This window comes from Numidum massiliense, assembly GCF_001375555.1.
Lineage (GTDB): Bacteria > Bacillota > Bacilli > Thermoactinomycetales > Novibacillaceae > Numidum > Numidum massiliense.
Genome location: NZ_CTDZ01000009.1, coordinates 699,944 through 724,261, shown reverse-complemented (window position 1 = coordinate 724,261; position 24,318 = coordinate 699,944). Strand labels below are relative to the sequence as shown.

Annotated in this window: 21 protein-coding genes; 3 read left to right on the top strand and 18 right to left on the bottom strand. The window is 50.7% G+C overall.

Annotated elements, in window-relative coordinates; genetic code table 11:
- Positions 1 to 17: 17 nt before the first annotated feature.
- From BN1247_RS04005 to yhfZ, 3 genes are all read right to left on the bottom strand, one after another.
- Positions 18 to 380 carry a DUF2620 domain-containing protein gene (locus BN1247_RS04005; RefSeq protein ID WP_054949243.1) on the bottom strand — a complete coding sequence of 121 codons (363 nt, stop codon included), beginning with the start codon at positions 378 to 380 and terminating at the stop codon, positions 18 to 20.
- Entirely contained in the window at positions 377 to 754 is a 378-nt protein-coding gene (locus BN1247_RS04000; RefSeq protein WP_054949242.1) for a PRD domain-containing protein, read from the bottom strand. Before BN1247_RS04000 ends, BN1247_RS04005 begins: the two co-directional genes overlap by 4 nt.
- A 109-nt stretch (positions 755 to 863) precedes the next feature.
- Positions 864 to 1,796 carry a GntR family transcriptional regulator YhfZ gene (gene yhfZ, locus BN1247_RS03995; RefSeq protein ID WP_054949241.1) on the bottom strand — a complete coding sequence of 311 codons (933 nt, stop codon included), beginning with the start codon at positions 1,794 to 1,796 and terminating at the stop codon, positions 864 to 866.
- A gap of 341 nt (positions 1,797 to 2,137) precedes the next feature.
- Between yhfZ and BN1247_RS18110 the strand changes: the two genes are divergently transcribed.
- Both BN1247_RS18110 and BN1247_RS18105 read left to right on the top strand, forming a co-directional pair.
- Positions 2,138 to 2,614: a hypothetical protein gene (locus tag BN1247_RS18110; protein ID WP_231633125.1), complete on the top strand. Its 477-nt coding sequence runs from the start codon at positions 2,138 to 2,140 to the stop codon at positions 2,612 to 2,614.
- A gap of 41 nt (positions 2,615 to 2,655) precedes the next feature.
- A complete protein-coding gene (locus BN1247_RS18105; RefSeq protein WP_231633123.1) occupies positions 2,656 to 3,558 on the top strand; it encodes a vWA domain-containing protein in 903 nt (300 codons plus the stop codon).
- A gap of 165 nt (positions 3,559 to 3,723) precedes the next feature.
- Here BN1247_RS18105 and BN1247_RS03985 read toward each other — a convergent pair whose 3' ends face one another.
- From BN1247_RS03985 to BN1247_RS03915, 15 genes are all read right to left on the bottom strand, one after another.
- Positions 3,724 to 4,398, bottom strand: a complete 675-nt coding sequence (locus BN1247_RS03985; protein WP_054949240.1) for a uracil-DNA glycosylase — start codon at positions 4,396 to 4,398, stop codon at positions 3,724 to 3,726.
- Positions 4,399 to 4,541: 143 nt separating this feature from the next.
- Positions 4,542 to 5,804 (bottom strand): L-2-hydroxyglutarate oxidase, encoded by a 1,263-nt coding sequence (gene lhgO / locus BN1247_RS03980; RefSeq protein ID WP_054949239.1) that lies wholly within the window; start codon positions 5,802 to 5,804, stop codon positions 4,542 to 4,544.
- A 263-nt stretch (positions 5,805 to 6,067) separates the two neighbouring features.
- The gene (gene glaH, locus BN1247_RS03975) at positions 6,068 to 7,006 is read right to left on the bottom strand and encodes a glutarate dioxygenase GlaH (RefSeq protein ID WP_054949238.1); all 939 of its coding nucleotides are present in this window, start codon (positions 7,004 to 7,006) and stop codon (positions 6,068 to 6,070) included.
- Positions 7,007 to 7,316: 310 nt separating this feature from the next.
- Positions 7,317 to 7,652 (bottom strand): DUF3870 domain-containing protein, encoded by a 336-nt coding sequence (locus BN1247_RS03970; protein ID WP_054949237.1) that lies wholly within the window; start codon positions 7,650 to 7,652, stop codon positions 7,317 to 7,319.
- Between the two features lie 19 nt (positions 7,653 to 7,671).
- Positions 7,672 to 9,114 (bottom strand): aldehyde dehydrogenase family protein, encoded by a 1,443-nt coding sequence (locus tag BN1247_RS03965; protein WP_054949236.1) that lies wholly within the window; start codon positions 9,112 to 9,114, stop codon positions 7,672 to 7,674.
- A 100-nt stretch (positions 9,115 to 9,214) separates the two neighbouring features.
- Positions 9,215 to 10,627: an APC family permease gene (locus BN1247_RS03960; protein WP_054949235.1), complete on the bottom strand. Its 1,413-nt coding sequence runs from the start codon at positions 10,625 to 10,627 to the stop codon at positions 9,215 to 9,217.
- 212 nt (positions 10,628 to 10,839) lie between these two features.
- A complete protein-coding gene (gabT, locus tag BN1247_RS03955) occupies positions 10,840 to 12,174 on the bottom strand; it encodes a 4-aminobutyrate--2-oxoglutarate transaminase (RefSeq protein WP_054949234.1) in 1,335 nt (444 codons plus the stop codon).
- Between the two features lie 119 nt (positions 12,175 to 12,293).
- Positions 12,294 to 14,324, bottom strand: coding sequence for a hydantoinase B/oxoprolinase family protein (locus BN1247_RS03950; RefSeq protein WP_315969588.1), 2,031 nt, complete (start codon positions 14,322 to 14,324; stop codon positions 12,294 to 12,296).
- Complete coding sequence (locus BN1247_RS03945) at positions 14,321 to 16,456, bottom strand: hydantoinase/oxoprolinase family protein (RefSeq protein ID WP_054949233.1); 2,136 nt, start codon at positions 16,454 to 16,456, stop codon at positions 14,321 to 14,323. Before BN1247_RS03945 ends, BN1247_RS03950 begins: the two co-directional genes overlap by 4 nt.
- Before the next feature lie 402 nt (positions 16,457 to 16,858).
- Positions 16,859 to 17,551, bottom strand: a complete 693-nt coding sequence (locus BN1247_RS03940) for an aspartate/glutamate racemase family protein (protein WP_054949232.1) — start codon at positions 17,549 to 17,551, stop codon at positions 16,859 to 16,861.
- 628 nt (positions 17,552 to 18,179) lie between these two features.
- Complete coding sequence (gene dhaL, locus BN1247_RS03935; protein WP_054949231.1) at positions 18,180 to 18,827, bottom strand: dihydroxyacetone kinase subunit DhaL; 648 nt, start codon at positions 18,825 to 18,827, stop codon at positions 18,180 to 18,182.
- 16 nt (positions 18,828 to 18,843) lie between these two features.
- Positions 18,844 to 19,848, bottom strand: coding sequence for a dihydroxyacetone kinase subunit DhaK (locus tag BN1247_RS03930; protein ID WP_054949230.1), 1,005 nt, complete (start codon positions 19,846 to 19,848; stop codon positions 18,844 to 18,846).
- On the bottom strand, positions 19,829 to 20,311 hold the full coding sequence (gene rpiB / locus BN1247_RS03925; RefSeq protein ID WP_054949229.1) for a ribose 5-phosphate isomerase B: 483 nt from the start codon (positions 20,309 to 20,311) through the stop codon (positions 19,829 to 19,831). Before rpiB ends, BN1247_RS03930 begins: the two co-directional genes overlap by 20 nt.
- A gap of 94 nt (positions 20,312 to 20,405) precedes the next feature.
- Entirely contained in the window at positions 20,406 to 21,731 is a 1,326-nt protein-coding gene (locus BN1247_RS03920; RefSeq protein WP_054949228.1) for an MFS transporter, read from the bottom strand.
- Positions 21,732 to 21,966: 235 nt separating this feature from the next.
- The gene (locus BN1247_RS03915) at positions 21,967 to 23,076 is read right to left on the bottom strand and encodes an MDR/zinc-dependent alcohol dehydrogenase-like family protein (RefSeq protein WP_054949227.1); all 1,110 of its coding nucleotides are present in this window, start codon (positions 23,074 to 23,076) and stop codon (positions 21,967 to 21,969) included.
- Between the two features lie 319 nt (positions 23,077 to 23,395).
- Here BN1247_RS03915 and BN1247_RS03910 point away from each other — a divergent pair, with 319 nt between their 5' ends.
- Positions 23,396 to 24,172, top strand: coding sequence for a DeoR/GlpR family DNA-binding transcription regulator (locus BN1247_RS03910; RefSeq protein WP_054949226.1), 777 nt, complete (start codon positions 23,396 to 23,398; stop codon positions 24,170 to 24,172).
- Positions 24,173 to 24,318: the final 146 nt, after the last annotated feature.

Genomic DNA, 24,318 nt, shown 5'->3' with positions numbered 1-24,318 from the left:
TCTCCCTTAGTTGCGGTTTAGGTTAATTCTTTAATCGCTTGCAAAATGAGCGGTACAGCTGTTTCTTTATGATCGGCAGTGAATCCGAACGCCTTTTTTCCCGCTTGCACCGCTTCACGTACTTTTGTTTCATCCGGCTTCCGCCCTGGCATAGAAACCGTTTCACACTGATCGCGTCCAAGGATTGCAATCGCCATAGCTAGTGCGCCACCCCCACCCGTATGGCAGGCGCCGAAGTAGTAATCGGCCGCACCCGTTTTAATTGCCATCGCAGCCTCAATGTCCGATTTAATCGTCGTCTCTACGCCTTCTGGCCCGTGTGCTTCCACTAACGCGGCAACTTCCTTCTTGTCGACTTGTCCGCCAATTACGACTTTCATTCGTTTCCGCCTCCTGTGAGCTGATTTAAAACAGATACATAGTGCACACATAAAAACTGTTTTTCTTCGTCCGGTAAGGTACTGTCCCACTCGCGCTCGATCCACGCAATTTCTTGGACCGCCTTTTCCATGAGCGGCGAAGTCGTTATTTCTGCGAGTAGTGCTTCTGGGGGAGCTTGCACCGCTTCACCTCGCTCGAGGCGCGTCAACGCCGTCGCAAGGTGTGTCACCAGCATGTTTACCTGATCTACCGGTAACGCGCCGTAAGCATCCTGTAACTTGAGCGCCGCCTTTTTCGCAAGTTCAGCTGCCTGCGGAACGACGACATCGCCATTGACCAAAATCGTTAGCCGATCGTCCAACTGCTGCAACACATCAATCTCTCCAATATACTGTATTTAGTATTTTTGTCATTAGAAGTGGGATATTGCTTTTTTAAAACGAAAGCTCACCCAATGAAAATCTGTAAAATTAAATGTTCTTTTAGTAACACGGGAACTTCTGCCCTTGTTCCACTGCCCTTTGCACACCGTGTATCGTGTCAATGGACAAATCTGCAATCCGCTGTTCGACTTCCGGACGTTCGCCGTCGACGATTAACACCGCTTCGCTCACTGCTCGCGAAAGATGACGTGCATGTTCCGTTTGAAACGGCGCACGCCCTAAGTATTCCGCGTAACGCAGTTCGTCTTTGTTCCATACAGCGGCGTCGATGACCCCTTCTTTTAGCATATCTAGTAATTGCATGTAATTCATTTCGACAAATTCAACACGCAATAAGCGACATTCATACGACGTCAACATGTATTGGTCGGGTGACGAGTAATCGATGCCAACGCGCATACCATCGCGAATCGCCACTTCGTGGCGATCGGCAAAAAATATTTCATGCCCAGATACAAAAGAAGACGGGCCTAACCGTTTAGCAATGTGGAACCCTTCCATCTGTTTTCGCGCGAGCTCACCAACCATGCGCGAAGTGACCGCGAAATCGTAACGGCCATTTTTTAACGCATCCAACCGGTGTTCTGACCCGCGCATAAAGGCAAGGTTAAACGGTACGGCAATCTCGCTAAACGCCTCGACTAACCCTGTCGCTAAGCCTTCGTATTTTCGAGAATACGGGAGGGGCATCACGCCCATTAATTGGGTGATTCCAGCTACTTTCCACAACAAGCTCACATCGCGATTAACCAAATAAGTCCCTAAATGTCCTCGCGACTCTAATTGAATCGCACCGACCTCCTCCAGCAACCTGAGCGCCCCTTGTACCGTCCCTCGCCCGAGCGACAGTTCACTCGCAAAGTCGCTGACGCGAGGAATTTGTTCTCCTACCGCCATCGACAGCAGTCGGCGTGCAATCGAGCGAGCCGCCAATCCGTTTTTTGTATATAGACGTTCGGATAAGGACGCCATAACCCACCTCCTCTTCTATATGAGGCTGTTCCATACGCTCTTAAACCGTCGTAGCTCGCCTCTACAAAGTACAATATACTGTATTTTAATCAAGTATACGTCGTTTATGTAAGCGATGCAAGTACAAAAACACAACTTGCGACGCGAGGAAGAACCTTATTCGACAAAAAGCCACACTTGCGCCCATCCGTGCAAAAGGTAGAAAACACTTCGATGAACTACTTAGTATCCCTGAACCGTAGGACATAGACGAATTATTCTACAATCGCACTCCTCAATAAATGATAATTATGATAGAATACTAGAGTGGAAAAATACACTTGGAAGGAAGAGGGACTTTAATGAAGAGAATCTTATACTCGGTTATCTTTTTGGCAATTTTTCTAACAGCATGTTCTTTTACAGATGATCAGTCAGTAAAAAAGGACGAGCAGCCAGTTAAATCTCAGGCGCCCGAAAGTAAGGAAAATAAACCGAAACAAGCAGAAAATAATACCAAAAATAAAACGGAAGATAAATACATACCGAGGAAAGTGAAATATTACGAAATTGAAAATCCTAAACGTACATTAACAGATATTGAAAAAGAGTTGCTACGATATCCTGGTGTTTTTAGCGGTGATCGATACGATGAAGCAAAGGTTAACGAAACACTTGATAAATTGCCAGATAACCTAACGGAGGAACAATATTTAGAGGAAATGCTCTACTTACTATCCGAAGATTACCACGAGGAAGTGGAGACATTTGTAAATTTTGACTTTTCATTTGATGTCAATGTTGAACGACCTGACGAAACCATAACTCGCCCACTTTAAAAACCGCACATTATGCCATTTTAATTGACGCAAGTGGAAGTATGGAAGAAATGGTGGGCAATAAGACAAGAATTGAAGCGGCAAAAGAAGCCGTTTTGGAATTTGCTAAGCAGGTTCCGGAAGAAGCGACAATTTCAATGCGCGTCTATGGTCACAAAGGATCCGGCAGCGAAGCGGATAAAAAATTGTCATGTGGTAGTTCGGAAAAGTATTATGAAGGGAATTACGATAGTGAAAAATTCAAAAATGCTTTGAATAAAGTGAAGCCGGCAGGTTGGACGCCGATTGCCCTCGCCCTAGAAACAGTTAAGGACGATATTCCTAAAAATACAGATGACGTCGTGGTGTATGTCGTGAGCGACGGGATCGAAACGTGTGGCGGTAATCCGGTTAAAGCAGCAAAAGATTTGGTTTCTTCCGATATTGAAACAATCGTGAACATCATTGGTTTTGATGTAGATAATGAAGGGAAAAACCTATTAAAAAAAGTGGCGAGTGCAGGTAATGGGGAATTTACGTATGTCGATTCGGAACGCGAATTAAAGAAATACATGAGGGAGCAGTACGAACAAATACAGAAAAGCTGGTTAGAATGGAAGGAAGAAGGAAAAGAGCAATCTATTCAAATTAAGGAAAGGATGAAAAAATTAGCTTTAAGTACGAAGGAAAGCATGAAAAAGAAGAGCGAGCGCGAGAAAGAACGCTTGAAATCGGCACAAGCTTATTTAAAAGAAAAATATAATGATCGTGAACACCCTTCTTCAACAATGTTTTCCAAAGTAGTTAATTACGCAAATGAAAAATGGCGCTATGCTGTGGATACCGGGAATGAGGCATGGAAACAAGCTGTAGATAGTGGCAACCAACAGTGGAAGGAATATGTCGAAGAAGGCAACAAGAAAATGAATGAAGCGGGAGAAAAGAAGAAAGAACATAGCGAGTGATCATCGTTACGTTACTGATATACTCCCAGCTATTTTTCAACCTGTCTCACAGTGAAAACGTCGACGTTTCATCTGTTTATTCAGGAAACGTCGACGAATACCGCTCATGTCACACATATACTGAACAATTCTTAATAATTGGCTCGTTTAACACACGTCTCCAGCTCAAACGTCCGGTAGCTGCCAGTCAATCTCCGCCCGCCCAATTTCCCGCAAAAACCGATTCGTGCGCGAGAACGGGCGGCTTCCGAAAAAGCCCCTGTTCGCCGAAAACGGGCTCGGATGAGGGGATTTTATTATGCAATGTTTGGCCGACGTAATCAGTTCTTGCTTCGCCTGCGCATGCCTGCCCCATAAAATGAATACGACTGGCGTCTCTCGTTCGTTCAACGTGCGGATCACTTCGTCGGTAAACGTCTCCCAACCCATGCCCTTGTGTGAATGAGGCATCCTCTGTCTGACGGTGAGTACCGTGTTGAGCAACAACACGCCTTGCTCGGCCCACTTAATAAGACACCCGTTATTCGGGATCGCGCAACCTAAGTCGTCGTGCAGTTCTTTGAAAATATTTTGCAAAGACGGCGGCGCTTTCACTCCCGGTTGGACCGAAAAACTCAAACCGTGGGCTTGTCCGGGGCCGTGATACGGGTCTTGACCTAAAATAACGACCTTCGTGTTTTCGTAAGACGTATAGTGTAGAGCGTTGTAAATGTCATATTTGTCGGGATAAATGACGCGATTGTTGTACTCGTCTACTAAAAAACGCCGTAGCTTAAGGTAATACGGTTTCGTAAATTCCTGTTCCAACAACGGCGCCCAATCATTTTTTAAAATTGCCACGTTTAAAACACACCTTATTGTCGTTTGTTGTATGCAACTATAATATAATATAACAGAAAAACCGCCCATTTAGGCGGTCTTCCCCCGTTAGATGCGTGAAAATACGAGGGGAGCTACGGAGTTGCATGAAAACACAGCGTGACCTACGGATTCGTTGCTGGTATTTTCGCCGAAGACACCGTACCATTAGAAACGTTCATCGACACGCGCGACGCGAGAACCGCGTCCGGTATGCTTTCGACAATCGTCTGGCCGATCAAAATCGACGCCGTCGCCGCCGGCGAAGGAGCGTTACAGACGTGCAGCGAGTGTTCTCCGTGAAAAATCGCAAAATCGTCCACTAAATCACCGTTCGGCTTTAACGCTTGCGCACGTACGCCTGCATCGGCGGGGCGAATATCTTCTAACGTAAGCTCCGGAATCATCCGTTGCAAGCTTTTTAGGAACGCCTTTTTGCTTAACGAACGCCACATCTCTTTCAATCCTTCACCCATATTGGCAATGGCGAGCTTCCAAAAGCCGGTGTAAACCATCACCTCGGAAAACTCTCGTATGTTAAACGACGTTTTCCGATAGCCTTCGCGCTTAAAACTGAGCACCGCATTGGGCCCAGCGTGAATGGAACCGTCCATCATGCGCGTAAAATGGACACCTAAAAAAGGGAAATCCGGATTCGGCACGGGATAGATCAAGTTCTTCACCAAATGGCGCTTTTCCGGCACGAGCTCGTAATACTCCCCGCGGAAGGGGACAATTTTCATGCCTGTGCGCACGCCGCTTCCTTGTGCTACCTTGTCGCTGTACAAGCCCGCACAGTTAATGACGAAGCGGGACTGGAAACTGCCTTTGTTCGTCTCCAACGTGACGCCGTCCTTTCCTTCCGCGATCTTTTCCACTTTCGTCCCGTAAAGCAGGTCACCCCCTTGCTCGCGAATGATACGGGCAAGTGCCGTGGATACGGCTTTGTAGTCGACGATGCCACAGCTCGGTACGCGAATCGCCTGTATGCCTTTGACGTGGGGCTCAATCTCGCGCAATTCTTCGGAGCCGAGCATACTGACGGCGATCTCATTTTGCTGTCCCCTTTCGTACAACCGCTCCAACAGCGGTACCTCTTCCCGTTCCGTCGCAACGATGACTTTGCCGCAGACGTCGTAAGGGATGTCGTGTGTTTCACAAAACCGCACCATGGCAGCATTTCCCTGCCGCGCCAATTTTGCTTTCAGGCTGCCCGGTGTGTAATATATGCCGGAGTGAATCACGCCGCTGTTGCGGCCGGTTTGATGGCGAGCCGGACCATCTTCTTTTTCGATAACTGCTATTTTTGCGTGGGGTGCCTGTTCGGCGAGCAATCTCCCGGTCGATAAACCGACGATGCCACCCCCGATAATGACTACATCGTACAATGTACACTACCTCCTAAGTTGCTTCCCTTTTTTTTGTCTTGGAAAACAACCTCCGATCGTTAACACAAGAAGGCAACCTTCGTTTTAAATTGTATAAGAAGGCAGGCTTCCTCCGCCGGAGAGCCTGCCTGTAAATCGTTCCTTAATTCTTATTAACGAAGTTAATGTGTCTGCCGCAGTTAATGTTTCGGCGCGTAAGTCGATCGATACGCGTTCGTGTTCCAAGCGCTCCTTTGTTAAACATCAGTGTGTACGGATGCATGCTACACTTGCGCGAAGCGGCCCCGTTGTCGCATGAGCTCGCGATGCAGTTGGGGGTGTTTCTCAAAAGCGGCCCGCCCGTGCATCCAGAACAAGTTGTTCAGCATGACGAGATCCCCTACGGGAAGCTTTAAAGCGTGCGTCGCGGGACTGTTTTCTACCGAATGCGACAATTTCTTTAAGTAAAGGGCCTGCTCGACCGTCTCCGGATGGGCAAACTGGTCGATAAAGCAAATGCACGGGGCGTTGTTGTGCTGGAAAAACGTGCTCCGCCGTACCACTTCTTGCACGTTTTTGCTCGGCGGCGCCTTATACGTCATCTCATACGTGGCGAGCGGATCGGTGCTAAACTTCTCTAAATCCTCCCAATCGTCGAGATGGAGCAAACGCGATTCCCCACCAACCGCATTTTCTTCTGCCATCTTCATCATGAGCAGCCAATCCGTCGCTTCATCGACGAACGTGCCGTCGGTGTGTAGTGTAAACAGGCGATACGCCTGACGCAAATACGAATCGCTGTTATCCGTATCTTTAACTGTAAAGCGGGCGTAGTACTTGCCGCTCATCGCGTCAAAGTTGGGAATCCCGACTAAGTGGGTGAGGGCGGTGGCAAACTTCACATAGTCGGCGGGGTTAGTCGTGCACCCCTGCACCCCGATCGTAAATCCACCGCTCTCGCGGTCGTGGAGAATGCCGCGCAGCGTTTCTTGGAAGGAGCCGCCGAACAACTCCCGCATGTAGTGGGCGATCACGTGCCGCGCATACGGTACGTATTCTAACGACTGTTCCGTCTCCTCTTTGCATTTGTCGAAAAAGCGGGCCAACAGTTCCCCATCAAGCTGCAAATGGTAAAGGCGCGGGTGCTTCGGGTGCGGCATCACCTCGTAGGCGCGGTGCTTCTGGACATACTTTCGCTCTTTTTCACTCGTTACTAATCCCATGTTTTTTCCTCCTCGAAAAAATATAAAGCCAGTCATACCACCCCTTAGGATGGTGTGACTGGCTGTTCTGTTTGCGTGGTGCTTTGATCGCTCAAAGTCCGGCAAATGTAGGCAGTCCGTATTTACGGTTGTGTGTGCGATTGACGAGCGTTCGTATCGGAGTTGGGAAGGGATCAGCCACCCATGAATACGATCCGTTTCATCAATTATGAGTTCATTTTAAACCCACTATTCCTATTTGTCAAGTGGTTTCGTTTGTTTATTTTCTTGTCCCTGTTCTGGTGCCTTTGTGTCGTTCGAAGTCCTAAATTTATTGTTTTGCACCGTTTTTTTGTTGCTGCTCTAAGTATTGGTTGTACAAGTCCTTCAACGCAGCGACGATCGCGCTTTGCGCCTTACCTTTGTAGTAATTCATAATGCGGCGGCGCAACTGTTCGAAGTCATCTTGTAGGCTGCAGCCCCGTAAAATTTGGCTGACATAATCCCTTCCATGGTCGGTCGCCAGCGTGCATGACGCTTCGAGGATTACTTGGTATTTATTGTCCACCTCGACCGTAATCGTCAAGACGTCGTACACACTATGCGCCGCAATACCTTGCGGCAGGCGGGCGTGTCCCGCTAAAAAATACGTTTTCCCAGTAAACATGTGCTATCCCTCTCCCGTTTTAACTGTGAGTCATGTAAACGGTCTTCACTTGGGTGTAAAAATCGATCGCGGTCTTTCCTTGTTCGCGCAGCCCCGTTCCGGACCCTTTACACCCGCCAAACGGCGCCTGTGGCTCGGCTCCGGCCGTCTCGGAGTTTATGTGGACCATTCCGACTTCGATTTCTTCCGCAAAGCGGTGCGCAAGCGACAAATCGCGCGTGCAGACAGAGGCACTCAATCCGAAGGTTGTATCGTTTGCCAACGCAACCGCTTCGTCAAACGTTTTCACTTTGAACAGTGCGATCACTGGGCCGAAAATTTCTTCCCGTGCAATCGTCGCCTCCCGCGGCACATTTTCAAAAATCGTCGGCTGAATGTAATAACCACCCGCTAAGTGTTCATCTTCAGGCACTTCGCCCCCGGTGAGCAACGCTGCTTCTGCTTTGCCCGCGGCAATCATGCGCCTCACTGTTTCCCACTGCTCACGGGAAGCGAGCGGTCCCATAAACGTCGCCGCGTCCAAAGGATTGCCGACCCGCACTCGTTTCGTCTCCGTCAGTAACCGTTCCCGAAACTCATCATACACTTTTTCGGCGACGATCACACGACTCGTGGCAGTACACTTCTGTCCGGTAGAACGGAACGCACCGGAGATCGCAAGCGATACGGCCTGCTCAAGGTCAGCGTCCTCGAGCACGATGAGTGGGTTTTTGCCGCCTAACTCTAGCTGCGCTGGCTTACCGAGGGCAGCACACTGTTCGCGGATGCGCGACCCGACGCTGTTTGAACCAGTAAAGGAAATCGCTTTTACATCCGGATGCCCCACCATCTCCGCTCCTAAGACGGATCCCGAACCAAATACACAGTTGACGACACCTTCCGGGATCCCCGCTTCGTGCAGCGCCCGTACGAGGTGGTAGACGGATACGGGCGTCAACTCCGCTGGCTTAAGGACAACTGTGTTGCCGTATATGAGTGCTGGCGCCATTTTCCACGCCGGTATGGCGATCGGAAAATTCCACGGCGTAATGAGTCCGACCGGTCCGTGCGGCATCCGCGTCGTGTACAAAAATGTTCCTCGGTCTGCCGAAGGGATGACTTCTCCCGCTGGTTGAAACCCTTCGCCAGCGAAAAACTCCAAGATAGCCGCAGCGCGCAATGTTTCCCCGATCCCTTCAGCCAACGTTTTTCCTTCTTCGCGAGTCAAATCCCGCCCGATCGTTTTAGCCTCTTCCTTCAATATTTGCGCCGCACGCTGCAAATAAGCGCCGCGCTGTGGAGCAGTTAACTTTTTCCAAGCGGGAAACGCCTCTTTCGCCGCTGCAATTGCCAGCCGCACATCTTCCGCGGTACTTCGGGGATACGCCGCACACACTTCCTTCGCGTCGTGCGGACTCACACACTGGACATACTCCCCTCGCTCAGGCTTGCGCCACCCGCGAATGTAGTTGTCAATTCTCATCTTTCTCTCACTCCTGTTTACGATTGATCCATTATTGTGTGCGCATAAGCTATCATGACCAGCGATCCGTTATTGGGCACACCACCATTCAGGGCGGTGGTTATTGAGCACGATCCACCGTTGCGGTCGTTCGTTCTGCAACCTCGCCCTCCCGAGACTTCTCTCTCGCGCGCAGACGGAAAAAATAGACGGCACCGACGCCCCACCAAGCGAGTAACATCGCCCATTCATACGGCCACTCGAGTGCGGCTGGCATTCCCGGTAAGTAAAGCACACCTAAAATCACACTGGTCACAATAGCTGCCCAGCCAATCCAAGCAGATTTACCAGCGCGAAACGGCCGTTCCATCTGCGGTTCCCGCTTCCGCAGCCACACGAACGCGATAGACACGAGGATATACGTAATCATAATGGAGAGACTACCCGCGTTCGTCAGCCAGAGCAGCGTCTGACGGCCGAATAAAGGGGCGAGCAACGACACACCGCCGATAAGCAAGATCGCATTAGCTGGTGTATGATACTTTGGGTGCAACCTACCGAATATTTGCGGCAGCATCCCTTTTTGCGCCATGACGTACAAAATGCGGCTACCCCCGACAAAAAAGGCGTTCCAACTCGTCAAAATCCCGCCAATGCCGCCGATTATGAGTAACTTCCCGCCCCAAGGCGTCCCCAAAACGGCTGCAAGCGCATCGGCTGTCGGTAAGGAAGAGGTAGTAATCGCCTCGCGGCTAAGAGAATGGCCGACGGCATATACGATGCCGATATACCAGACGACGGCCATCGCGACGGACAAAATTAACACTTTCCCGATTTGCCTATAGGGTAGATTGATTTCTGCCGCCGTTTGCGGGATGACGTCAAACCCGACAAACATGAACGGCGTCATGATTAGCACGCCGAACAAACCGACCGCTCCCCCCGCAAATAGCGGTGACACCCCAGCGGGGCTTTCCGTCAGCGGACTACCTACAATGAGTACGAGTCCGATGAGTGTGAGCATAACGGTACATACAATTTGGAAAAAGGCGGCTTGCTTAATGCCACGGTAGTTGATCCACATGACGATAAGCGATCCGGCAATGCCGATCCCCGCCCACGATAGGTAAACTTCAAAGCCGGCAACTTCCCACAAATAGCCCGCCTGAAAACCGGGAAACAAATAGTCGATGACGGTAGGGAGCGCGACCGCCTCAAAGGCGACGACCGAGATGTATCCCATCGCGAGCGACCAACAACCGATGAACGCCCAGCGACTCCCCAACGCCCGAGTTAAAAAAATATTAACCCCGCCTGTTTCCGGCATGGCGGACGTCAGTTCCGAGTAGACGAGCCCGACAAACAGCACCATCGCTCCGCCGCCGAGAAAGGCGGCGACCGATCCGAGCACACCTGCTTGGCTAATCCACTCCCCGGCGAGCACAACCCATCCCCAACCAATCATCGCGCCAAAAGCGAGCGCTAAGACGTCAAATCGCGACAACACTTTATCCAGTTGAGCTTCTTGTTTCACAAATCATCCTCCGCTTCTTTTTTCCGCTTTGCGGTCGACCACACAAACGACATACGTTGTCGTCAACTTTGTAAACACCGTTCGTTGCACCCAGTCGATCGGACGGGCACGATTCGTTGCCTTTAGTCGATCGAGTGGACACTTTTGGCTCCACTCGATCAGCCGTTCTTATCGCTGCTATTCCTGCTACGCATGGCCCGTAAAAACCTCTGTTAGCGGTACTCCGCGGCAATCGCCGTCGTCAATATATTTAATCCCGCCGTCAGTTGTTCGTCCGCAATGACGAGAGGCGGTAGGAAGCGGAGGACATTCCCGTTAATGCCTGCGCTGACGGCGAGTAGCCCATTTTTCCAGCAGCGCTCCAAAATGCGCGCCGTCGCCGCTGTCGCCGGCTGTTTCGTGGCGCGGTTTTCCACGAGTTCGATCGCTGTCATCGCCCCGAGTCCGCGAACATCGCCGATGATGTCGTACGTTGTCGCCATCTCTGTAAATGCTGCGTGCATGCGCTCGCCGATGACCGCCGCGCGTGCTAACAATTTTTCCTCTTCGAGCACTTCTAGTACAGCGAGTGCCGCGGCACACGATACCGGGCTCCCGGCAAAGGTACCTCCCAACTGTCCACTCTCCGGTGCGTCCATCAACTCTGCCCGACCCGTTACCGCACTGAGAGGCATCCCGGCGGCGATCGACTTCGACATCGTTACCAAGTCGGCGGCCACCCCGAAATGCTCAATGGCAAACATTTTTCCCGTACGCCCGAAACCCGTCTGGATTTCATCGGCAATGAAGAGAATGCCATACTTGTCGCAAATGTCGCGGATGCCCTGTACAAAGGTGCGCGACGGGACGACGAAGCCGCCTTCCCCTTGCACCGGCTCCATCACGATCGCCGCGATGTCGCTCGCCGCAACCTCCTCGATGAAAAACTGCTCGATTTGTTGTAAAATGCTTGCGTCTACCTCATCCGGCGTCGTGCCTAGCGACGCTCGGTAATAATACGGATAAGGCAATTTGTACGTATCTGTCGCAAAGGGACCAAACCCGTGCTTATACGGTTTCACTTTGCTCGTTAAGGACATCGTCATGAGCGTCCGTCCGTGGTAACCGCGCTGAAAGGAGAGAATGCCACTCCTCCCCGTCGCTTTGCGTGCAATTTTAACCGCATTTTCTACCGCTTCCGCACCACTGTTAATAAACAGTGTCTTCTTTTCCCAGTCTCCGGGAACGAGCTCGTTCAATTTTTCTGCTAGCTCGATATAATTTTCATAGGGCATGACGTGAAAACAACTGTGCATGCAGCTGGATGCTTGTTCTTGCACGGCCTTAACGACTTTCGGGTGACAGTGTCCCACGTTTTGCATGCCGATCCCGCCAGCAAAATCGATGAGCTCATTCCCGTCGACATCCGTGAGAATTGCACCTTCTGCCTTTTTTACATATAAAGGGGAAACGTTGTACGGTCCTCTTGGCACTGCCGCTTGGCGGCGCACATGAAGTGCGGAAGAAAGTTTCCCTGGTAACATTTTTTCTGTTTGTGTCGTTGTCATGGCGATCTTCCTCTCTGTTTCTACGAAATTTTATATATGTTTCATCGCACGCTAGCTTGTGCGCCATTAGCTTGTAACAATCGCGTTTATTTAGGCGGCAACCCGGTGGACGACGCCACTCACTCCCAGAACGGTACTGTACGCCGGTGTAGCATCGCGCGGAACTGTTCCGTCGAACGCGGTAGCACCTGCTGTTTGGCGCGATCGACGATGACCCCGTAGCGCCGAACGACGTCTAGCGCATCGATCTTTTCGTCGATGAAGTCTTGCAGCACCTCCAGCGGATCTTGCTGCAGCCACTGCTTCCGCTGGGCGCGGATGTCTCTCCGCACGGCTTCCGTCTGTTCCCAGTCGATGGCGTACTTACACACTTCAGGGTCGATCGGCTCAATGACGACGCCGTAGTCCTTCCGCGCCCGTTCGACAGAGACGTACTCGTCAATGACATCCTCTAACACTTGGCGCGGGTCCCGCTTGAGCGGGTCGCCTAAACCGCCCCCACCCGCACTCGGACGAGTGAAACAATCGCCCGTCTGTAAAGGCTCTCCGGAAAAAACGGCTCCCAAATAACTTTCACCCGCTGTTTGCGGATTGAGCCATACGCCGTGCGGGATGGACGGCTGCCCACCAAAGATGCCCCACGTCAAGGAGATACTGCGGTCACAGCAGTTAGAGATGACGACCTTCTCACTGTCGGTGAGAACGCCACCTTTTTCCACGCCGCAACCGCCGCGAAACTGCCCCGGACCTCCAGAGTCGGTAATCATTTGGTGCTGTGTCGTCACGACCGGGCTGAGCCGTTCTTGCCCTTCCACCGGCTGCACAGACAACCCGACGCCGAAGACGGGCGCTGTCGCATTTGAGCCATCTTTTCCCTGCCGAGCGCCCCAGCCTCCCGCCATCCAGTCGTACCACATGAAGAATGAATCGTAGCCAGGCCGCTTATCCCTTCCGCCGACGAGCAAGTATTCCAAGTTAAAGGAGCAGGCCATAGCCCGTTCCGGAACGATCCCCGACCACAGCTCAAAAATGGCATTCATCACTTTTTCAAAGACGCCGGAACAAAAACCGGTCACAGCGACAGGATCGGGTGCGTTCACGACCGTCCCCTCGGGGATCGTCGCCTTAATCAGGCGATAAAACCCGGAGTTGAGCGGAATATCGGGGAAAAACGTCTTCGTTCCCGCGAGTAGTGCAGAATACGTCGCCCCGTAGCCCGAATTCAAAAAACAATTAATGTACGGATGCGTGCCCGTGAGGTCGTAATGTATTCCTTCTTCGTCGATGCGCATTTTAACGCGGATCGGGATCATGCCGTCCCCGATCGTCGGGTCGCTATCGATGTAATCTTCCGTTTCCCACGTGCCCCGGGGCAATTTTTCGATCCGGCTCGCAGTGACCCGCGTCACGTAGTCTTGACTCTCGCGAAAGGCCGCTTTTACGGTCTCTTTTCCGTATTTCTCTACCAACTCCAACAATCGTTTCTCTCCGACGCGCGTCGCCTCAGCCTGGGCGCGCAAATCGCCCAACCGATCTTCCGGCACGCGCATGTTCGCGGCCAACAAATTGGCGACATCTTGGCGATACTTTCCGCGATCCCACACTTTGAGCGGCGGAATGCGCAACCCTTCGCCGTAGTAGTCTTTCGCCTTCACGTCGAAGGAACCGGGCACACTGCCTCCGACGTCTGCCCAGTGACCATTCGATTGCAGCAATGCGAGCAATTCCCCGTCGACAAACACCGGCCGGATCACCCGCACATCGCAAAAGTGCGTGCCTCCGAGATAAGGGTCATTAATGAGAAACACGTCCCCCGGGTGGATGTCGTCTGCGAACTGCTTGAGCACCGCCTTAGCGGTCTGGTGCAGCGTCCCGACGTGGACGGCGATGTCTTGACTTCCCTGCATCACCGTATTCCCTGCGGCATCGCTGAGCGCATTGGAAAAATCGCGGCAATAAATGACGAAAGAATAGCACGTGCGCAAAATTTGTTCCGACATCTGGTCGACCAAATTGATAAACGCATTTTTCAACACTTCAAATGTGACAGGATCCAACTGTTCGTTCATTTCATTCGCAACATGTCCTTCTCCGACGGCATCTACCTTATTAAGAGGCTCTAATTTGTTTGCAGCGCTCACTTTGTTCACGACGACACCCCCTGCTCGATGTGCATCATAATGTTCAAGTACTCGTCCACTTCTGCGACGACATCCGGTGGAATGACGGTGGTCGAATCCATCTGTTCGACGATTGCCGGTCCGACGATGCGCGTGCCCGCAGGCAATTCACTTCGGTTAAAGACTGGTGTATGCGTGAAACCACTCGCTTCCTTAAAGTACACTTGTCGCGAGTCGAACGGGCGGACGACAACGGTTTGTTCATGCGACTGATTCGAAGGAGTGTCATCTCCGCCCCGCCGACATGCAGAAGCGGTTCCCACCGTTTCATGAGCAGATAAAATGGTTACCTCTCTCTTCTGATGACGCGGTAAAGCTGGTTTTGGAATCCGTCCGACCGCCCGCAGTCTCACACCGAAGATTTCCACCGGCTGCTCGGGGCGAGAAAAAGCGAATTCCCGCTCGTGTTCGCGGTGAAACGCTGTCAACAGCTCGTCTATGCCTCCCTTTTGCCACAGAATCGCTTGGGTGCGCCACTGTCCCGTATAGCGCATGTCCACAAAACGCAACAATTCGACGTCTTTCGCTGCAGCCCCGTCTTTCACTAACTGTTCCAATGCCTGCTCTTCCAAGGAACGAAACGTGCCTTCAAGTTCCGCTAAACCTTCTTCCGTCGCCGACACGACCATCGACTGTGAAAAATCGTGTGCGATATCGACAAGCAAGCAGCCCATCGCCGAGGCAATGCCTGGGTGCGGCGGCACGATCACTGTCGGTATGTGCATCTCCTTCGCCACTTCCGCTCCGTGTAACGGCCCCGCTCCACCGAAAGCAACAAGCGCAAAGTCACGCGGATCATACCCTTTCTGTACAGAAATGAGACGCAGCGCATCACACATGTTAGCGTTTGCCAATTGAATAATAGCTGCCGCTGCTTCAACAGTGTCCATTCCTAAGGGAACGGCGATTTCTTCTTCGATCGCCCGATGCGCAGCCGCCTCGTCTAACGCCATGTCCCCGCTCAACAGACTGACCCCCAGTCGTCCTAACACGACATTAGCATCCGTATTGGTCGGCGTCTCACCGCCTTTGCGGTAGCAGACAGGGCCGGGATCAGCGCCCGCGCTCTGTGGGCCGTTGCGCAAGGAATCGCCGTCGTCAATCCACGCTTCTGAACCGCCGCCCGCACCGATCGTCTTAATCTCGATCGCCGGAAAGCGAATCGGGTAACCGTATTCGATACTCCAGTCTTTCGTCACCCGGAGGTCGCCGTCCCACATGAGCGACACATCCGTACTCGTACCACCCATATCTAGTCCCATCGCATGCGGGTAACCGCACAGTTTGGCGACGTGGGACATTGCAACCGCGCCACCCGCCAACCCCGAAGCGGCAATTCGCGCGGCGAAGCGGGAGGTCGTCTCGGCCGTCATTACACCGCCGCCCGAGTGAAGAACGAGCACCTCCCGTTCATAGCCCATATGTTTCAATTCCCGGGTGAGGTGGTTCATGTACTTGTCTAACACCGGACCGAGAACCGCGTTAACAGCCGTCGTACTCGTGCGCTCGGCTTCAAAAATTTCCGGCAACACTTCACTAGAAATGGACACCATCACCCCGGGAATTTCTTCTTCCAAAATTTCTTTCATCCGTCGTTCGTGGACACCGTTTACATAAGCGTTAATAAAGCAGACAGCGATCGACTCGACTTCCCGCCGCTTGAAAATGCGTGCCACCCGCCGTGCCTCCGCCTCGTCGAGCGCAGCGACTACCCGTCCGTCGTAGTTAATCCGTTCCGTCACTTCCAGCCGATCCCGGCGCGGGATATAAGGGGTCGCACGGTCTTTATAGGCGTCCCATAAATCTTCCTTCGTCGCCCGACCAATTTCCAACACGTCGCGAAACCCTCTCGTTGCCACCAACCCTGCTCGCGGCAACCGCCGCGTAATGAGCGCATTCGTTCCCACCGTCGTCCCGTGACTGAACAAACGGATGTCCGCGGCGGGGACCCCGCTTTTTTTCACTCCGTTAATGATCCCGACTGCGGGATTCGCAGGCACCGAGGACACTTTCGTCACCGAAATATCTCCTGTCGACTGATTAAACACGAATACATCCGTAAATGTGCCGCCCACATCGACGGCAACGCGTACATCTGCCACACGCAACCCCTCCTCATAAAATAGTAAAAGCCAGCCCAAAATCGGTCGTCAGCGACCCATTAGGACTGGCTCACAATCGGGAACTGCTTGTCGGAAAACAAGTCAACCGATTTAGACAGCCAGAGCGCCAGTAACTGTTGGAAACCGTTCAATGACGCTAGGTAGTTAGTTTCTGTAAGTTCTATGGTTTAAAGGGAAATCTATCACAAAGTAATGATTGTTATTATAGCAAACTCAAGATTAGATGACAAGCGTATTTTATCATTTTTTTTATAAGGGAAAGTATTCTCAGGGAAAATATAGGAGACTAACAAGTATCGTAAGTCGCGTAAATATACGGCGCGGAAGCTTCCTCCGCGCGTCATGACATCTTTTAAAATTTGTCAAGCACCTTAATGCAAGTTATTCCCCTAACGCCTTGCGGACCGCTTCTTGCGCGTGGATGACAGTCGTATCGAATAGTGGCACAGGGGAATCTTCTTGTTCGAGTAATAACCCAATCTCGGTACAACCTAAAATAATGCCTTCAGCCCCACGGTCTACGAGATTCTTAATCACTTGCATGTAATACTCGCGCGATGATTGTTGAATATCGCCTAGGCACAACTCCTCAAATATGACCTTATTAACGACATCTCGCGCTTCTCCCACGGGTACTAATACATCGATGCCGTGACGTTCGATACGCGAAATATAAAAATCTTGCTCCATCGTATATTTCGTACCGAGTAGTCCTACGGTTTGCAAGTCCTTTTCTTTAATTTGCGTTGCCGTAGCCTCGGCAATATGTAAAATCGGTATACTAATATGTGCGGCAACGTCGTCGACGACTTTATGCATCGTATTCGTACATATGACGATAAAGTCCGCCCCCGCTTTTTGCAGAGCTGCCGCTGCAGCGCCTAAAGTGTGCCCTGCCTTTTTCCAGTTCCCTGCTACTTGATCCCGTTCGATCTCGGCAAAATCCACACTGTACAAAATGCACTTCGCGGAATGCAACCCCCCGAGTGTTTGTTTCACCGACTCGTTAATGATCCGATAATACTCAACAGTAGATTCCCAACTCATCCCACCAATGAGACCAATGACTTTCACGGACAATCCCCCCGGAACGTTTTATACTACTATACTAAAATAAATTTCTAATGACCAAAACTACGCCAACTCCGCAAAACACGCTACCGAGGATGAGCGGACTGTTTTTGAAGTGAAAATATGATAAACAATAGTGTCAATCATTATAGGTTATTTCCGATCCGACGATTCTTCGCCAAACCGAAGATGAAGACCCCTAGTGCCCCAAGCCCCATCAACGTTTGACTGAATGTGTCGGTTCCTGCTTGTGCATAGGGGCCAGATAAACGACATCAAGCCCGCGATAAAAGTCAGACTATGGTATATGTTAGAAGACAATACGCCGTTCGAATACACCGAGCTATATTTTAAAAGTGATGAATACAGATTTACCGTTGTCGCACAAAGGATGTAAATGCGAACCATTGGCTGATCTCCCACTGCGATAAGAATGGGAAATATCTACGAGAGTGGCAAATGAAGAAGCCGCCTGCAGAAGGCGGCCTAACTTTACAAATGAGACCCCATTTGAAACGACTCACCAAATGGTGGTTCCCGCTTGTTGCTGTGTGATAGCTTGTTGCTGTTGTGATAAACGAAATGGTAGTCGCCACGGTTACCGTAACAGGGAACCATCCAGCATTAAACCTTATACGTTTTGCACGGCGCGGATCGATTGCAGGAACGTCTGCAATAAGATATACGCCGACGTAGCCCCCGGGTCTTGATTGCCTACCGACCGCTGTCCCAAGCAGCTCGAACGGCCTTTTTTCGAGATAAGTTCTCGTGTCGATCGCATGCCCTGTTCCCCAGCAGCAACGGCTTCCGTAAAAGCACGGAGCAAATCACCACTTTGTGCAAAGTTTTCTCTCAAGGCATCGCTGGCGGGAGCAAACGTATCGACCATCGTTTTGTCGCCAACTTCCGCCTGTCCACGCGCCTTAATCCCGTCGACAAAAGCCGTCCAAAATTGCACAAGGTCCTCTCCCGACAGCATCGATTTTTGTTGTAGCACGATTGCGCCCCTTAGAAAACCAGTCGCGTACAACGGCCCGACCGTCGAACCGACGGCATTTAAAAAAGTTAGGCCAACCGCGACACAAATCTTCCCGCAATCTTGCACATCCTTTAATTCGCCTTCTAGTTTTTCCTTAACCGCTTGCCAACCGATCGACATTGTCACGCCGTGATCGCCGTCGCCGATCTTCCGATCGAGTTCTGAAAGAATGTCTTTTTCCTTATCAATCGCTACTGCAACGGATTTAAAATATCTTTTCCAGTCTTCTACGGTGTACATCGCAGGCGACCCCCCTCTATTTTTGCACGAACATCGGACAATCGACAGGATAGTCCACGGCCACTGCCAATTCGTCATCCAATGTCATCACCGTCAGCGAACAGCCACTCATCTCTAGCGAGGTGATGTAATCGCCGACATACGTCCGGTAAATGGCGATGCCCTTTTCGCTAAGCAGCTGTTTAACCCTCCGGAAAATAATATATAATTCCATACGTGGGGTTGCGCCTAACCCGTTGACGAGAACGGCAACTTTTGCACCTCGTGCGAGCGGCATATCGGTTAAAATGTCAGTTAGCAGGCGGTCGGCCACCTGATCAGCCGATTGTAGCTTTCCTTTTTCAATCCCTGGTTCACCGTGGTGTCCGAGCCCGATTTCCATCTCATCGCCCGCAAGTTCGAAGCTCGGCTTGCCAGTTTGCGGGATGTAACACGGGCCAAGCCCGACGCCCATCGTGCGGGTGTTGGCGTTAGCCTTGTTGGCGAGCCGCATCACTTCGTCCATACCGTATCCTCTGTCCGCAGCCGCACCCGCTACTTTCCAAACGAAAAACTCTCCAGCAATGCCGCGACGTTTGTTTGCCTCTTCCTTAGGGGCTGAGGCGACATCGTCTGTGGCAATCACTTGCCCGACGCGGATCCCCGCTTCTAGCTCAGCAAGTTCAGCGGCCATGCCGAAGTTCATCACATCGCCGGCATAATTTCCGTAAACGTAGACGACACCGGCTCCTTTGTCGATTGCTTTCGTCGCTTCTAAAATTGGATTAGGTGGTGGGGAGGCAAAAATATTTCCGACTGCCACGGCATCAGCCATGCCTGCACCGACATAGCCCAAAAATGCCGGTTCGTGACCGGAGCCCCCGCCGATTAATACGCCAACTTTACCGTCGCGCGTCTTTTTAGCAGTCACTAGTGACCGCTTACTTGTGGGAAGTTGTTTGACGTATGACGGATGTGCCTCTACATACCCTTCAAGCGTCTCTTCGACAACGTCTCTTGCATTATTGATGAGTTTCTTCATAACCGTTTGCCTCCCCTTTCAATAACTCGTTTTCCTTATTAATAATTTTCTGTACCTTCCGCCCGGAGTTACCCCCGCTAAATTGCGCCTTCAAATACGCATCTACTACCTTCTTCGCCAATTGTACGCCAATCACTTGGGCACCCATCGTTAAAATTTGCGCATTGTTACTTTTTTGTGCCCGCTCCGCCGAATACGTATCGTGGCAGAGAGCCGCTCGGACCCCAGGAACTTTTCCTGCTGCAATGGCGACACCGATCCCCGTCCCACAAATCAAGATACCTCGCGACACTTTTTTACTCACGATATCTTCAGCCACGCGAAAGGCGACATCTGGGTAGTCGACAGCTTCACACGAATCACATCCGTAGTCAATGACGTCGTGTCCGAGATCCTGCACGTGCTTTTTTAGCTCTTCTTTAAGGAAATACCCGTTGTGGTCGGATCCTAACGCGATTCTCACGATTAATCTCTCCCCGCTACGTATTTGAATGTCACATTCGGAGCTTGGCGATGACTCCCTGTTTTGCTAGTCCACTTACTCGCTTTGCCTCACCTTACCTAACAGTACCGTTCACGGCTAAGGGGTCATCTGAACGTTTTCCACTTTCATGTCCTACGGGCGCATCTCCGGCTGTTTTCGCACGATCGGGCAAATGGATAAATTTCGTCAAATACGCGCCAAAAAAGTACAAGCACGCGAGGATCCAAATGACCCCTTCGCTACCGACTAAATCATAGAATAAACCGACGATAGCCGGACCAACGAAGACACAAAGACCGGCCCCGAGGTTGAGAATAGACATCGCGGCACCTTTGTCCTCTCTAACGAGAGAAGGAACAAGCGCCGATAGTGGCACGTAACCGGCAAGACACGCCCCCCACAAAATGCCGACAATTTGGATCAACAACAAATTGCCGCCGAACCATTGTGGCACATAGAACAATAGCAATGTAAACGTCCCACATCCTACGCCACCGAACCACATCACCGTGTTGCGCCAGCCAAATTTGTCTCCGATAAACCCAAAAAAGAGGTTGAAGGCAATATTTGAAAGGAAAATCGACCCCCATAAATTAAGCCAAACGGTTGTTTCAATGCCGTACCGAGCCATATAAGTCGGTAGAAAGACGGGAAACGCGTATTGGGCCGCTTGGTTAATGATGCGTACAATACCCGCGATGCCGACTTTCGGCTCTCTTTTCACAATAGTGATCCCTTTCAACAGCCCCTTCACTTTAGAGGCCCTACTTTTTCGGTCAGTTGAACCTCGTACCATCCTGTCCCGGTTAAACAGGAGTGCAAAAATCGCACCGAGCACAACCCAAAAAAGGGCGCTCCATAACGTGTTAATATGTCCTAAGTGCTTAATCGCCCAACTTGAGTAGTAGGCGCCCAGCACACTCAAACCGCCCGTAAACACAAACCAGAACCAGCCGACGGCTGCACCGAGCTGTTTTTGCGGGCTACGGTAGGCAATCCATACGAGAAAACTGTACGCAAAGAGTGGGTACCCGAACCCTCGGAGGGCGTATGTCGGGAGCATGAGCGCATAAGAAAGGTTGGGGATCGCGAACCCGACAAACCCGATCGTCCCGAAAATGTACAGCAGCAGGCCTAGAAGCATCGTCTTCCGCGGACCGAACATTTCCACGAGCACACCGGAAAACCATGAAGAAATGGCAATCGTCACGCCGTACGCAGTTAGTAAAAATGCTGACTGTTGCATCGTCATGCCTTGGTCGAGTAGATAAGGACTGAGCCAACCGAGTTCTAGGCCGTCCCCCATCATAAAAATAAGGACGCCGACATAGCCCCAAAAAATTTTTGACGGGATGCCAATTTTATCGATAAAACGGCCTTTATGTACGAGATCCGTCATTTGATACGCCCCTCTTTAACGTTGTTAATCTTCTGATATAAGAACCGATAAAGTGACGGGGAAATATGCATCTCGTCCATTCATGCCTATTCCCCGTCAGCTTGCGTAACGCCATCCGTGCCGGTTTCTAGAACTGGGATCCTTTCATTCGGTCCTTAATTACGGTCCTGAATTACGGTCTTCCCGCGATCCTAAAATTACGATCCTCAATTCGGTCCTGAACGCCGATTCTAACCTACGGTTCAAGAATTATCTTTAACGATTTATCCCCTTTCTTCATCAAAGCAAATCCTTCTGCAAAAGCTTCGAGCGGCAATTTATGCGTCACGACACCTTCCGTTGGCAAATCGCCGCTATGGATGCCTTTAATGACGAGATCGTAACAGTATGGTCCTAAATGCGACCCTAAGACGTCCAGTTCCTTCCGATCGCTAATGATACTCCAATCGACAGTCACCGGGTCTTTAAACACGCTGAATTCGACAAAACGACCGAGTTTGCGGATCATGTGCAAGCCTTGTTCCACCGATTTCGGGTGTCCCGTCGCTTCGATGTATACGTCACAGCCGTACCCGTCCGTCAGCGCCTTAATTTCTTTTACGACATCGACTTTTGTCGGATTTAACACAAGGTCGGCTCCGAATTTCGCCGCTAATTCCAAACGCTCGTCTTTCAGGTCGAGGACGATCAGCTTTTCTGGTCCCGACTTTTTGGCCGCGCCGACCATCCCTAGACCGAGCGTTCCCGCACCGGAAATGACGACGATGTCCCCCAACTGAATGTGGGCACGCTGTACGGCGTGCAAACTACACGCATACGGCTCAATTAAAATCGCCTGCTCAATCGGCAAATCCTCTGGAACTTTATAGTTAATGGCTTCTTTCGTAAACTTCATGTATTCGGCCATACCGCCGTTCACGTTGTTCTGAAACCCGTACAAATCGTGCGTTTCACACATCCAATACTGCCCGCGCCTACAAAAGCGACACTCCCAACACGGTACAATTTGCTCGGAAATGACTCTGTCACCGATTTCAAAATCCGTCACTGCCGCCCCCTTATCGACAACCCGCCCGATAAACTCGTGCCCAGGGATCATCGGCGCTTTAATGTAAGCCGGCTGTGTCTCGTCGCCCCAAAAGCTAGGTGCACCGTCAAACGCTTTAATGTCCCCGGCGCAAATCCCGCAAGCTTCAACTTTAATGACTATTTCCTGCGGATTGTCCACTGTCGGCGTCGCTACTTCCTCGAACCGGTAGTCCCCGGGCGCATAAGCGACAACCGCTTTCATCGTTTTCGGAATGTCAACTGGCTGTGCCTTTCGTTGCACACTCGTTTTCGGCATGATTGATCTCCTCCTTTTGCAGTTTTGCAATCGGTTTCAACGCATCGTTCCTCGCTTTGTTGCGATCAGTTATTTTTTATCTTATCATTACTTATCGTTTTGTCAACGATTTATTTTCGTTTTTACTCATTACTTTTCTTTTTTGTCGTTTCATTAACACTTACTATTCACTAGCATCCCCACCATCTATTTGCGGTTACTTTCGTTCCGCAATCCAGTTAGGGAGTAAAAGGCCTCTAATATCATAAGTAGAGCGCTTGATTAGCGCATCGATTTGCACTACCATTAGAAGAAGAATGCAAATAGATAGGATGGTTGTATGGTCAAGTTATTTGTTGCCGAAAGAAGAAACAAAATCATGGAGATCTTAAATAAAAACCAACGCTTAACAGTAAAAGAACTCGCTAAGGAAATAGACGTTTCTGAAGCGACTTTGCGATCCGATTTAAATCAAATGGAAAAAGAAGGTTTGTTAACGCGCACACACGGCGGAGCAGTACTTACCGATTATATCGAAAACGAAACGAGCTTTTCGACGCGGAAAAAAAAGAACAAGCAAGAAAAAATGCACATCGCTTCCCAGGCCGTACAATTAATTACCGATGGACAATGTGTGTTATTCGATGCCAGTTCGACAGTTTTAGAATTAGCCCGTTTGTTAAAGAGAGGAAAAAAACGTCTAACGGTCGTCACCAGCGGCATATACACCGCGTTAGAGTTAAGGGATCACCCCGACATCACAGTGATCTTACTAGGCGGCGTCGTCCGAACCGGTTCGAGCTCCCTCGAAGGGACACTCGGCGTCGACGTCCTGAACAAAATAAACGTTGACGCGATGTTTACTTCTGCAAACGGATTCACGTTTGATACCGGCTTGACGGATTTTAATATATACGAAGTGGAATTAAAAAGGGAAATGCTCAAGAAAGCGAGCAAAGTTGTGGCCTTAGTCGACCATACAAAAATCGGGAAGAGCTCAATCGCTTCTTTTGCCGACGTATCACAAGTCGATACGTTTATTACGGATGCGCACTTCTCCGATGAGGAAATCGCGCAGTTTAATCATTTTGGTGTAGAAGTTACGACCACCTCGTAACCGATTAACAGCCGTGAAACCCTCGCTTGAACAAAACTTGCCACGCTTCCTAACAAAAAGTTGCGTAAAGCATCCCGTCCCTTTGCCTCAAGGGAACGGGATGTTCGGCGATCAAAGCTCACTAGGACTGTCTCACAATATTAAAC

Excerpts from the sequence above, each read along its gene's own strand:
- BN1247_RS04005 (WP_054949243.1), bottom strand. The coding sequence starts at position 380 with ATGAAAGTCGTAATTGGCGGACAAGTCGACAAGAAGGAAGTTGCCGCG.
- yhfZ (WP_054949241.1), bottom strand. The coding sequence starts at position 1,796 with ATGGCGTCCTTATCCGAACGTCTATATACAAAAAACGGATTGGCGGCT.
- BN1247_RS18110 (WP_231633125.1), top strand. The coding sequence starts at position 2,138 with ATGAAGAGAATCTTATACTCGGTTATCTTTTTGGCAATTTTTCTAACA.
- BN1247_RS18105 (WP_231633123.1), top strand. The coding sequence starts at position 2,656 with ATGGAAGAAATGGTGGGCAATAAGACAAGAATTGAAGCGGCAAAAGAA.
- glaH (WP_054949238.1), bottom strand. The coding sequence starts at position 7,006 with ATGGGATTAGTAACGAGTGAAAAAGAGCGAAAGTATGTCCAGAAGCAC.
- BN1247_RS03970 (WP_054949237.1), bottom strand. The coding sequence starts at position 7,652 with ATGTTTACTGGGAAAACGTATTTTTTAGCGGGACACGCCCGCCTGCCG.
- BN1247_RS03965 (WP_054949236.1), bottom strand. The coding sequence starts at position 9,114 with ATGAGAATTGACAACTACATTCGCGGGTGGCGCAAGCCTGAGCGAGGG.
- gabT (WP_054949234.1), bottom strand. The coding sequence starts at position 12,174 with ATGACAACGACACAAACAGAAAAAATGTTACCAGGGAAACTTTCTTCC.
- dhaL (WP_054949231.1), bottom strand. The coding sequence starts at position 18,827 with ATGTACACCGTAGAAGACTGGAAAAGATATTTTAAATCCGTTGCAGTA.
- BN1247_RS03930 (WP_054949230.1), bottom strand. The coding sequence starts at position 19,848 with ATGAAGAAACTCATCAATAATGCAAGAGACGTTGTCGAAGAGACGCTT.
- BN1247_RS03920 (WP_054949228.1), bottom strand. The coding sequence starts at position 21,731 with ATGACGGATCTCGTACATAAAGGCCGTTTTATCGATAAAATTGGCATC.
- BN1247_RS03915 (WP_054949227.1), bottom strand. The coding sequence starts at position 23,076 with ATGCCGAAAACGAGTGTGCAACGAAAGGCACAGCCAGTTGACATTCCG.
- BN1247_RS03910 (WP_054949226.1), top strand. The coding sequence starts at position 23,396 with ATGGTCAAGTTATTTGTTGCCGAAAGAAGAAACAAAATCATGGAGATC.